The sequence below is a fragment of the Stenotrophomonas sp. 278 genome (genome assembly GCF_003935715.1).
In the GTDB taxonomy this organism is placed as follows: domain Bacteria; phylum Pseudomonadota; class Gammaproteobacteria; order Xanthomonadales; family Xanthomonadaceae; genus Stenotrophomonas; species Stenotrophomonas maltophilia_AH.
In genome coordinates this window covers 1-11606 of record NZ_RHPP01000127.1, presented here as the reverse complement: position 1 = coordinate 11606, position 11606 = coordinate 1, and the positions used below count along the sequence as shown (strand labels likewise).

Sequence of the window (11606 nt, the reverse complement as noted above, 5' to 3'; positions counted from 1 at the left end):
GGTTTTTTTTTTTACCCCCCCGCCCCCGCCTGGGGTGGGGGGGGGGGCGGGGGTCGGCGGGGGGGGGGGGGGGGCCGCGCCCCTGTGGGGCCGGCCAACGGCCGGCGCTACCGCCCATCACCACACTGAACCCCTGCTTTTCCTATTTCTCATAAAATTCCCATTTCATCCCATCCGCGCTATGCTCGGGCCATCGCTGCTGCCGGAATCTCCGCCATGTTGCACGCCCTCAAGTTCGACCCGATCACCGAGCTGACCCGCACCACCGCCTCGTCGGTGAAGGAGCACTGGCGCAAGGTCATGCAGGACGTGCGTGACCAGCAGGCAGTTCTGGTCACCAACCACAACGAACCGCAGGCGGTGATCATCTCGGCCGAGCAGTACCAGGCCCTGCAGGCGCAGGTCGTGGGCCTGCAGCGTGACCTGGCCTCGCTGCGGGAACAAAGCCCGGTCCTGCAGCAGCTGCGCGACAGCTTTGACGCCCGCCTGTCTTCGCTGGATGCGGCCGGGGCCGGCAGCAAGGCGCGCGCCCTGCTGCGCAAACCCACACGTCTGAAGGGCAAGGTCGCCGCCGGTACCGGCTACTGATGCCGCGCCCGTTCCTGTTCGTGCTGGCCGGGGTCAACGGGGCCGGCAAGAGCTCCATCGGCGGGCACCTGCTGCGCCAGGCCGGGCTGGACTGGTTCAACCCGGACAGCTGGGCCCGCCAGCTGCGTACCGAAATGGGCATGGACCCGACCCAGGCCAACGCGCAGGCCTGGACCGAAGGCGTGGAGCGGATCAAGCGCGCCCTGGCCGAAGGCCGCAACCACGCGTTCGAGACCACCCTGGGCGGCCGCTCCATTGCCGCCCTGCTGGCCGAGGCCACCGCCACCCACGACGTGCTGATGTGGTACTGCGGGCTGCCCTCGCCCGAGCATCATCTGGCCCGGGTGCAGGCCCGTGTACTTGCCGGTGGCCACCCGATCAACGAAGCAGACATCCGTCGTCGCTATCCGCTGGCGCTGGCCAACCTGAGTGCCCTGATGCCACGCCTGGCGCAACTCCAGGTGTACGACAACAGCGCCGACGCCGCGCCTGGCGAGGCGGTACCGGATCCGCAGCTGGTGCTCCAGATGGAGTCCGGTCACCTGGTATGGCCCGAGCCGGACGATGCCGGGCAGCTGCGACGGACGCCGGACTGGGCGGTTCCGCTGATGGAAGCTGCGCTGCAGTGCAGCGAAAACAGTCCCGCTGGCCCCACCGCATGAAGCCCAAGGCACGTACCAATGCCGGCCTGAACAGGCCACGTGCACACCTGCTTCACAAATCCTTCGCGTTTTCCATTCGGCCCGGTATGCTGCCGGGTGCCGAAACGACGGATACTCACCGTCACCGCACACCATCAACGTTTCCTGGAGGGGGAATATGAGTCTGGAACGTCCCTGGCTGAACAGCTATCCCGCCGGCGTGCCCGCCGAGATCGACGTCAACGAATTCGCTTCGGTCTCGGCCGTATTCGATACCTCGGTTGCCAAGTACCGCGACCGCCCCGCCTACTCCAGCTTCGGCAAGGTGCTCACCTACGGCGAGACCGACGCGCTGGTCGAGCAGTTCGCTGCCTATCTGCTGGGCGAGCTCAAGCTCAAGAAGGGTGACCGTGTCGCCCTGATGATGCCCAACTGCCTGCAGTACCCGGTGGCCACCTTCGGCGTGCTGCGCGCCGGCCTGACCGTAGTCAACGTCAATCCGCTGTACACCGCGCGCGAGCTGAAGCACCAGCTGGTCGACTCCGGCGCGGCCGTGCTGGTGGTGGTCGACAACTTCGGCGACACCGTGCAGCAGGTCATCGCGGACACCCAGGTCAAGCAGGTCATCACCACCGGTCTGGGTGACATGCTCGGGGCCAAGGGCGTGCTGGTGAACTTCGTGCTGAAGTACATCAAGAAGATGGTGCCGAACTACAGCATCCGCGGCGCGATCCGCTTCAACCAGGCACTGAAGCTGGGCAGCCAGCACACCCTGCCGAAGGTGGAAATGGACCACGACGACGTGGCGTTCCTGCAGTACACCGGCGGCACCACCGGCGTGGCCAAGGGTGCCATGCTGACCAACCGCAACCTGGTTGCGAACATGCAGCAGGCTTCGGCGTGGATCTCCGCATCGGGCATCGAAATGGGCAAGGAGTGGATCATCACCGCCCTGCCGCTGTACCACATCTTCGCACTCACCGCGAACGGCCTGGTCTTCATGAAGTTCGGCGGCTGCAACCACCTGATCACCAATCCGCGCGACATGAAGGGCTTCGTCAAGGAGCTCAAGTCGACCCGCTTCACCGCGATCACCGGCGTCAACACGCTGTTCAACGGCCTGCTCAACACTCCCGGTTTCGACCAGGTCGATTTCTCCTCCATGAAGGTCACCCTGGGTGGCGGCATGGCAGTGCAGCGTGCCGTGGCTGAGCGCTGGAAGAAGGTCACCGGCGTCACTTTGGTGGAAGCCTATGGCCTGACCGAAACCTCGCCCGCTGCCTGCATCAACCCGCTGGATCTGGCCGAATACAACGGTGCCATCGGCCTGCCGATTCCCTCCACCGACGCCTGCGTCAAGAACGATGACGGCCAGACCCTCACCCCGGGCGACGTCGGCGAGCTGTGCATCCGCGGCCCGCAGGTGATGAAGGGCTACTGGCAGCGTCCGGAAGAAACCGCCAAGGCCATCGACACCGACGGCTGGCTGCACACCGGCGACATGGCACGCATGGACGAGCACGGTTTCTTCTACATCGTCGACCGCAAGAAAGACATGATTCTGGTGTCCGGCTTCAACGTCTATCCGAACGAGGTGGAAGACGTGATCGCGATGATGCCGGGCGTGCTGGAAGTGGCTGCGGTGGGCGTCCCGGACGACAAGTCCGGCGAGATCGTGAAGGTGGTCATCGTCAAGAAGGACCCCAACCTCACCGCCGAGCAGGTCAAGGAACATGCGCGTGCCAACCTGACCGGTTACAAGCACCCGAAAATCGTGGAATTCCGCAAGGAGCTGCCGAAGACCAACGTCGGCAAGATCCTGCGCCGCGAACTGCGCGACGCACCGGCGGAGTAACCGCCAGACAAAGAAGGCCCGGCAATCGCCGGGCCTTCAATTCCCCCTGTATTCGGCCTTACGCCGCATCGGACTGGGCACGACGCGTCTGCGCCTTGATCAGCCGATCCATGGTACGCAGCGACTTGTCTTCCAGCGCGAGCGCGGATTCCACCCAGATCTTGGTGATTTCCAGCAGCTCGTCATAGCTCACCGCCTGAGCCAGATTGCGTGCCGCGTTCATGGCCAGGTAGGTGCGCGGGGTGCGCTGGTGCTGGCGGATCAGGTCTTCCACGGCCTTCACGCCCTGCCCCTTCGGCACCAGCACGTCGACCACGCCCATCGCATACATTTCCTCGGCGCTGTATACACGCCCTTCGAGGATGATCTTCTCGGCCACCTGCGGGGCCACGCGACGGCACAGGAAGGAGTACGCGCCCATGCCTGGGAACAGGCCGAACAGGACTTCCGGCAGGCCCATGCCACTGCCCGCTTCGGCCACGATGGTGTGGCAGGCCAGCGCCATTTCCAGACCGCCGCCCAAGGCATCGCCCTGGATCAGCGCGATGGAACGAACGTCGCCCCCAAAGCCGGTATGGAGGTGGTGCACGCCTTCCACGCAGCGCTGCGCGTAGGCCAGCAGGCGATCCCGATTGCCTTCGCGGATGAGCCGCGCGAACAGTTCCAGATCGCCCCCCAGGTTGTAGGCAGTGGCGTCCGATGCCAGCACGAAATGACGCAACTTGCCGCTGGCGCGCTCGGCCGGGGTGGCGGTGATCTGGCTCATCACGGTCCACATTTCATCCAGCATGTCCTTGCGGCAGCACGGACGGATGCCGGTAGCCGCGTCAGCGTGCATGAACAACCAGTGCGCGGCATTGTCGTGCGTGGCTTCGGTACGGATGGTGGCGTAGCCGCAGGGAGTGGTGGGGAGCTTTTCGATGGTTTGCATGGCAGTTTCCTCGGCGAGTTGGCCTGGAGGGAGGACGGTGGGCGGCAGGCCTGACGGGTCCACACGCCGCGATCCTACACCGGGCACGTTCGCTGGAATGCAAACATCTGGCAGAGTGATAACCGTTCCTATGTGAACGGTGTTCAGGGCCGCCAGGAATGACGCATGACGCGCATGGCGCGTCACTGCGCGGTAGACGCGCCATGCGCGTCCGCCACGGACTCATCCGATGTCGATGTCGCTGTCGCCGGTGACCGCACTGGGGTGCATGCGCGCGGCCAACGCCTGTCGGCCTTCCTTCACCGCTGCGCGGATCTGCTTCATCCGCTCCTTCCACTCGCTCTTGAGCTGCCAGTCGGCCATGTGCATCACCTCGCCGGAGCGGAACGCCACCCGCACCAGGCCCAGGTTGCTGGCCACGCCCTTGATGGCGTGCGCCTGCTCGCGCAGCAGCGCCCAGTCGCCACGCTCACCGGCCTCGTTGGCCGTCACCAGGCATTGTTTGGCGTCGACCAGACATTGGCGGATGAATTCCTGCTCGAAGCTCTCGCCCATGCCCAACGAAGCCAGCTCGTCCAGCACGCCGGTATCGAGCACGCCGACGCCGGCCGCGGGGGCCGGCACCACGTTGACCCGCGGCTTGCGCGCGTCGTTGCTGGCAATTTCTGCAAGGGTATCGAGCAGGCGCACCGGCACCACCGGCTTGCCGAAGAAGGTATGCGCACCGGCCTGCGTGCACTGCTGGATCGACTCGGGGGTGACGTCGGCACTGAGCACCAGCACCGGCGTGCGCGGCCCGCCGCCGGACTGCATCACCCGCAGCTCCTTGAGCATGTCCAGCCCGCTCATGCCCGGCATGTGCAGGTCGACAATGGCGACGTCGTAGTCGCTTTCAGCCATGGCATCGAGCACGGCTTCACCGCCGTTGACGCACACGACCTTGTGCCCGGCCTTCTGCAGCAGCCGCTGCAGCACCAGCCGGTTGGCCTGGTGGTCGTCGGCCACCAGCACCTTCATGCTGCGCACGCGCGCTCGATGGCGCAGGAAGGGGTCGGCAAATGCAATTACATTGCCCGCCCCGCCCGGCGTGGCTTCGCCGGCCACAGCCGGAGTGAAGCGGCCCTGCTCCACCGGCGGCAGCGCGAACGCAAGCTCGAACCAGAACAGGCTGCCCTGTGGCGGGTTGTCAGTGAAGCCGATCTCGCCGCCCATGGCTTCCACCAGTCCGCGCGCGATCGAGGTGCCCAGTCCAGAGCCTTCATGACGGCGGCCGAGGCTGACGTCCGCCTGCTCGAAGGCCTTGAACAATCGCGAAGCCATGTCTGGATTGACGCCGATACCGGTATCGAGAATGTCGAAACGCAGCCGCACCCGGCCATCGCCCTCCTCGCGCAGCAGGGAGACCCGGATCTCGACCTTGCCCTGCTCGGTGAACTTGACCGCGTTGCCGGCAAGGTTGAGCAGGATCTGCCGCAGGTGTCCCAGGTCACCGCGCAGCAGCAGCGGCACGGCTTCATCGACCTTGACCTGGTAATCGAGCCGCTTCACCCGCGCCTGCGGCATCAGGATGAGGCCGATGGACTGGATGACGTCCGCCAGCGCGAAATCCTCCTCGACCACGCGCAGCTTGCCTGCTTCGATGGCCGAGATGTCCAGCACCTCCTCGACCAGCGTCAGCAGGCTGCGCGACGAGGCCTGGATGGTGTTCACGCACTCGCGCTGTTCCTCGTCCAGCTGGGTGGTGGCCAGCACCTCGGTCATTCCGGAAAGGCCGTTGAGCGGCGTGCGGAACTCATGGCTCATGTTGGCCAGGAAGCGGCTCTTGGCCTCGCTGGCCCGGCGTGCCTCGTCCATGGCGTGGGTCAGCTGGCGCAGCAGGCTGGCGAAGTACAGCGGTACCGCGGCCAACCCTAACCACAGGCCAAAACCGAGCCGCGCGTTGTCACGCCAGTAATCGGTGGTCAGCATGGTCACTCCGAAGCTGACCAGCGCCATGCCCACGGCCGCATACAGGTAACGGTTGCCAAAGCGCATGCCGTTGCCGACCGTCACCCACATCACCACGATGTACACCCAGGCCAGCGGTTCGCCCATCTGCACCATGCCGGCGGCGATCAGCCCGTAGTCGGCCAGCATGCCCGCCACACGGCGCGGATCGGACCGGCCGGGCCGCGCCAGCAGCCAGCCAAACAGCAGCACCGACAGGGTGAGTCCGGTCAGCACGATGCCCAGCACCACCTGGTACTGGTGATGCGGCAGGTCGTTGCGCACGTTCGGCATCAGCACATAGGCGAGGATCAGCACGATCAGCACCATGCGCACGATCGCCTGGCCGTGCTCGCTGTCGGGTCGGCCGCTCAGCCGCGCGCGCAGCAACGCCAAGGCACCGCTCGCACCGAGACGCTGCCTCACTTTCTGGAACACACCGCCCATGTCACATCCCCGGTCGGGAAGACGCAGTGGAATGCTGCGCGCAGATCTCGTCCAGCTGCGCGCGGCCGCGCAGCAGTGCATCCACGCAGCGGGGGTCGAACAGGCGACCGCGTTGCGCGTACAGATAGGCCAGTGTGGCGTCCATGCTCCATGCTTCCTTGTAAGGCCTCGGCGAAATCAATGCATCGAAGACGTCGGCCACCGCCACGATCCGCGCTTCCAGCGGGATCGCCTCGCCAACCAGGCCGTCGGGATACCCGCTGCCGTCAAACCGTTCGTGGTGGCGCAGCGCGATCAGCGCGCCCACCTGGATGAACCGGTTCTGGCTGCCACTGAGCAGCTCGTAACCGATCCGGGGGTGCCGGCGCATGATCGCCAGCTCTTCGTCGTTGAGTTTACCCTGCTTGAGCAGCACCGAATCAGGGATGGCGATCTTACCCATATCATGAAGGGGCGCGGCCATTTCGATCAGGCGCACTTCTTCTTCGGGCAGCCCCAGCTGTTCGGCGATCAGCCCGGCGACGTGCGCCATGCGTTCGAGATAGGCGCTGGTGCCGGCATCACGGAATTCAATGGCCCGTGCCAGGCGCGACAGGGTTTCGCGCTCGCGCTCTTCCACTTCATGCATGCTGGCCAGCAGGCGCTGCTCCAGCGACAGCGCGCGTTGTTTGACGTTCTCCGATTGCTGGCGCAACTGCAGCAGGTTGTAGCAGCGTGCGCGCAGCTCACGCGGCCGGATCGGCTTGACCAGGAAGTCGATCACCCCCGCTTCCAGCGCCGCCTGGCGAATGGGTTCGTCACCGACCACGGTAATCAGGATGACCGGGATGTCGCGGTGCTTGGGCAGACGGCGGAAACGCCGGGCGAATTCCAGCCCGTCCATCTCCGGCATGCGGTAGTCGAGCAGCAGCAGGTCGACGGCATTGGACTCGCACCATGCCAACGCGGTCAGCGGGTCGCCGAAGTCATGCACGCTGAGTTCGGGCGCGATGTCTTCGATGACATGGCGCAGCATGGTGCGCGCAGACGTCTGATCGTCAACGATGACAATATTCAAGGCCGCTTCCGTCGTCTGCCTGGACCACATCGGCACAGGCTGGGAAAAGGATACCGCGCCGCTCTGCACACCGGCACCTTGCATGCTTCACCTCCGCTCATGATCGCCCCAGTTCATGATCGTGGTCACAGTGTGAAGCGGCCGTCAGTCGTCCGCAATACGTCAATGACCCGTGGCCAGAGTGCCTGGGAATCCATGAGGCCACGCAGAAACCATACTCGCGCGGCCATGTTGGCGATAGCCCCGGCGAACCGCCCGTTCCGGGCCATCCGAGACCGGGTTCTCAGTTTTCCGGGCGCATGTACGGGAACAGCAGCACATCGCGAATGGAGCTGCTGCCGGTCAGCAGCATTACCAGGCGATCGATGCCGATGCCCAGGCCGCCGGTCGGGGCCATACCGTACTCCAGCGCACGGATGTAGTCTGCGTCGTAATGCATGGCCTCGTCGTCCCCGCCCTCCTTCGCTGCAACCTGGGCCTGGAAGCGCGCCGCCTGGTCTTCTGGATCGTTCAGCTCGGAGAAGCCGTTGGCCAGCTCCTTGCCGTTGATGAACAGCTCGAAGCGGTCGGTGTAGCCAGGGTCGTTGTCGCTGGCGCGGGCCAGCGGCGAGACCTCGACCGGATGGTCGGTGATGAAGGTCGGCTGGATCAGGGTGTGCTCGACCGTGGCCTCGAAGATCTCCAGCAGCAGCTTGCCCCAGCCGTAAGACGGCTTGACCCGGATCTTCAGGCGTTCACAGTGGCGCAGCAGGGCCTCACGGTCGGTGCAGTCGGCCGCACTGATTTCCGGGTTGTGGTGACGGACGGCCTCGTCCATGCGCCAGCGGCGGAAGGCCGGGCCCAGGTCGATCTTCGCGCCATCCCACTCCACCTCGGTGGTACCGAGCACGCTCTGGGCGACGTCACGAATGACGTTCTCGGTCAGGTCCATGATTTCGTTGTACGTGGCATAGGCCTCGTACAGCTCCATCATGGTGAATTCCGGGTTGTGCCGGGTGCTGACGCCTTCGTTGCGGAAGTTGCGGTTGATCTCGTACACCCGCTCCAGGCCACCCACGGTCAGGCGCTTGAGGTACAGCTCCGGAGCCACGCGCAGGTACAGGTCCAGGTCCAGCGCGTTATGGTGGGTGGTGAATGGCTTGGCCGTGGCACCGCCGGGGATGTAATGCATCATCGGCGTTTCCACTTCCAGGAAGTCGCGGCTGTCCAGCCACGCGCGCATCGCACGGATGATGCGCGAGCGCTTGATGAACACATCACGGGACTCCGGGGTCACGATCAGGTCGACGTAGCGCTGGCGGTAGCGCTGCTCCACATCGGCCAGGCCGTGCCACTTGTCCGGCAGCGGACGCAGCGACTTGGTCAGCAGGCGGATGCTGGTCGCCTTCACCGACAGCTCGCCGGTCTTGGTCCGGGTCAGCCCACCTTCCACGGCAATGATGTCGCCCACGTCCCAGCCCTTGAAGGCGGTGTAGACGTCGCCCAGGGCGTTGCCCTGCAGGAACAGCTGGATGCGGCCGGATTCGTCCTGGATCTGGGCGAAGCTGGCCTTGCCCATGACCCGCTTGGCCATCAGGCGACCGGCCATCTTCACCTGGCGGCCGTTGGCCTCCAGGGTTTCAGCGGTCCACTGTTCGGCGTCGGCGTACTCGGCCTGCAGGCTGCCGGCGAAGTCTTCACGGCGGAAGTCATTCGGGTAGGCAATGCCCTGTCCGCGCAACGCGGTCAGTTTCGCGCGGCGCTCGGCGATGAGGCTGTTCTCGTCGACGGGGGTCTGCGGCGCGGGGGTCTGATCGTTCATGGCGTGGTCGCTGGTCTTGTGCGGGGGGAACAAAGGGGGAATTACGCGTCGATGCGCTTGGAGCCGACTTCCAGGCCGGACTTCAGGCTGGCTTCAACGAACTCATCGAGGTCGCCATCGAGCACCTTCTGGGTGTCGGAACGTTCAATGCCGGTGCGCAGGTCCTTGATGCGGCTCTGGTCGAGCACGTAGTTGCGGATCTGGCTACCCCAGCCGATGTCGGACTTGGTGGCTTCCACGGCGTCCTTTTCGGCGTTGCGCTTCTGGATCTCCAGCTCGTACAGCTTGGCGGCCAGCATCTTCATCGCGTTGTCGCGGTTCTGGTGCTGGCTGCGGCCGGTCTGGCAGGCCACCACGATGCCGCTGGGCACGTGGGTGATACGCACCGCCGACTCGGTCTTGTTGACGTGCTGGCCACCGGCACCGGAGGAACGGTACACGTCGGTCTTCAGGTCGGCCGGGTTGATGGTGATGTCGATGTTGTCGTCGATTTCCGGCGACACGAACACCGAGGTGAAGCTGGTATGGCGACGGTTGTCCGAGTCGAACGGCGACTTGCGCACCAGGCGGTGCACGCCGGTTTCGGTCTTCAGCCAACCATAGGCATAGTCGCCTTCCACGCGCAGCGTGGCCGACTTGATGCCTGCGACATCGCCGCCGGAGACTTCCATCAGCTCGGTCTTCCAGCCACGCGATTCGCACCAGCGCAGATACATGCGCAGCAGGATTTCGGCCCAGTCCTGGGCTTCGGTGCCGCCGGCACCGGCCTGGATGTCGACGAAGGCGGCGGCACTGTCCATCTCGCCCGAGAACATGCGCTGGAATTCCAGCTGTTCCACGTGCTTCTGGTACTTGTCCAGGTCGGCAACCACGGCCAGCGCGGTGTCTTCGTCCTGTTCGCTTTCAGCCAGTTCAAGCAGTTCGGTGGATTCGCCCAACCCGTCCAGGATCGTGGCGATGCCGCCCACGGTCTTGTCCAGCAGGGAGCGTTCCTTGCCGAGGTTCTGGGCGTATTCGGGGTTGTTCCAGATATCCGGGTTTTCCAGTTCCCGGGTTACTTCTTCCAGACGCTCTTTCTTGGCGTCGTAGTCAAAGATACCCCCTGAGCGAGACCACACGATCGGTCAGATCGGTGATTCGCTGGCGCACGGGATTGAGCTCGATCATATCGGCAGTCATGAAGGCTTGGACAAGACCGCCGATTATAGCGCCAGCGGCCCCGTTCATGTTGGCCGTCATTTCACCTCGAACTCCCCGACCAGCACCGTTTCACTGCTGTCTTTCAGGCGCATCGTCACGTACTGGTCCTGCTGGCCCTTGCCACCCCATTTCGTGGTCAGCCGCAGCGTCAGCGTGGTCGCCCCGGTCACCAGCTGCTCGCGGCTGCCGAAATAGTTGGCTTCCACCTTGTACACCCCCGGCTTGGCCTGCCGCAGCGAGAACTGTTCCGGCCCATAGCCCCCGGTGAAGTCGCGCGACATCTGGCCGCCCTGGTACGTCAGCCGGTTGCCGTAGTAGGCCCGCTCGCCGTTCGGATCGGTCACCCACAGGTCCATGTCACTGTTGTCACTGTCCCAGCCCAGCACCACCCGCAGGTCCAGCGGCATGGCCCGGCGCAGGCGCGGGTCGACCTTGCGCAGGTCCAGCTTGTGGCGGCTGGCCAGCGTGTTCAGTTCATCCAGCGCGATCAGCGAAATGCCGTCGAAGCGGGCGTCCCACGGCCGGATCACCACCTCGTTGAGCGCATCCAACGCGGCCTGCATCTGCCCGTCTGCTTCCAGCGCCAGGCCGAGGTCGCGGAAGCTCTGTGGCTCCTCCTCACCCATCGCCAGCACCTGGCGGAACACCGGCACGGCCAGTTCCGGGGCCTTGGCCTGCATCAGCCGGTAACCCAGCACGCGCAGCACATGGCGGTTTTCCAGCTGCATTTCGGCCAGGTTGGACAGCACCCGGATGGCCAACTCGCGCTGACCACGCTCCAGCAGGATGTCGGCCACGTCCAGATAGAACGCGCTGCTGTTGGCGTGTTCGTTGCGTTCCTTCAGGTATAGGGCGTAGACCTGCGCGGGTGCGGCGGCGCGCAGCTGGCGTGCGTACTGCGAATCAGGCTGCCAGGCCCCGAGGGCGATACGCAGCTGACCACCATTGGCCGGCGCATCCGCTGGTGCAGGCGCGTAGGCCGTCTCCTCAACCCGACTGGCGGTGAGCGCGATGGCATCCAGCGCTACGGTGTCGTTGGCGCGGGCCCTTTCCATCTCCATGGCAGGAGCTGCCGGGGCCGGCGGCGGCGGTGCGGCCCG

The 11606-nt window shown here is 65.1% G+C and carries 9 protein-coding genes; 3 read left to right on the top strand and 6 right to left on the bottom strand.

Translation table 11 applies throughout. The features are described from left to right. Positions 1-216: 216 nt before the first annotated feature. The 3 genes from EGJ34_RS17340 to EGJ34_RS17330 all read left to right on the top strand — a co-directional run bounded on the left by EGJ34_RS17340 (position 217) and on the right by EGJ34_RS17330 (position 3084). Positions 217-588, top strand: coding sequence for a type II toxin-antitoxin system prevent-host-death family antitoxin (locus EGJ34_RS17340; protein WP_125361727.1), 372 nt, complete (start codon positions 217-219; stop codon positions 586-588). Beyond that, a complete protein-coding gene (locus tag EGJ34_RS17335; protein ID WP_125361726.1) occupies positions 588-1250 on the top strand; it encodes an AAA family ATPase in 663 nt (220 codons plus the stop codon). Before EGJ34_RS17340 ends, EGJ34_RS17335 begins: the two co-directional genes overlap by 1 nt. A 157-nt stretch (positions 1251-1407) precedes the next feature. Beyond that, positions 1408-3084 (top strand): long-chain fatty acid--CoA ligase, encoded by a 1677-nt coding sequence (locus EGJ34_RS17330; protein ID WP_125361725.1) that lies wholly within the window; start codon positions 1408-1410, stop codon positions 3082-3084. Between the two features lie 58 nt (positions 3085-3142). Here the strand turns inward: EGJ34_RS17330 and EGJ34_RS17325 are convergent, their stop codons facing one another. The 6 genes from EGJ34_RS17325 to EGJ34_RS17300 form a co-directional block, all read right to left on the bottom strand. Then, the gene (locus EGJ34_RS17325) at positions 3143-4015 is read right to left on the bottom strand and encodes a crotonase/enoyl-CoA hydratase family protein (RefSeq protein ID WP_125361724.1); all 873 of its coding nucleotides are present in this window, start codon (positions 4013-4015) and stop codon (positions 3143-3145) included. A 222-nt stretch (positions 4016-4237) separates the two neighbouring features. Next, on the bottom strand, positions 4238-6448 hold the full coding sequence (locus EGJ34_RS17320) for a response regulator (protein WP_125361723.1): 2211 nt from the start codon (positions 6446-6448) through the stop codon (positions 4238-4240). Position 6449: 1 nt separating this feature from the next. Further along, positions 6450-7535 carry a two-component system response regulator gene (locus tag EGJ34_RS17315; protein WP_260477039.1) on the bottom strand — a complete coding sequence of 362 codons (1086 nt, stop codon included), beginning with the start codon at positions 7533-7535 and terminating at the stop codon, positions 6450-6452. A gap of 253 nt (positions 7536-7788) precedes the next feature. Beyond that, positions 7789-9306: a lysine--tRNA ligase gene (gene lysS, locus EGJ34_RS17310; RefSeq protein WP_125361721.1), complete on the bottom strand. Its 1518-nt coding sequence runs from the start codon at positions 9304-9306 to the stop codon at positions 7789-7791. A 41-nt stretch (positions 9307-9347) separates the two neighbouring features. After that, a protein-coding gene (gene prfB, locus EGJ34_RS17305; protein WP_125361728.1) for a peptide chain release factor 2 occupies positions 9348-10473 on the bottom strand; the annotation gives its coding sequence in 2 pieces (ribosomal slippage) (positions 9348-10397 and positions 10399-10473; 1125 coding nt in all). A gap of 68 nt (positions 10474-10541) precedes the next feature. After that, on the bottom strand, positions 10542-11606 hold a 1065-nt coding region (locus EGJ34_RS17300; protein WP_125361720.1), incomplete at its 5' end, for a DUF2135 domain-containing protein.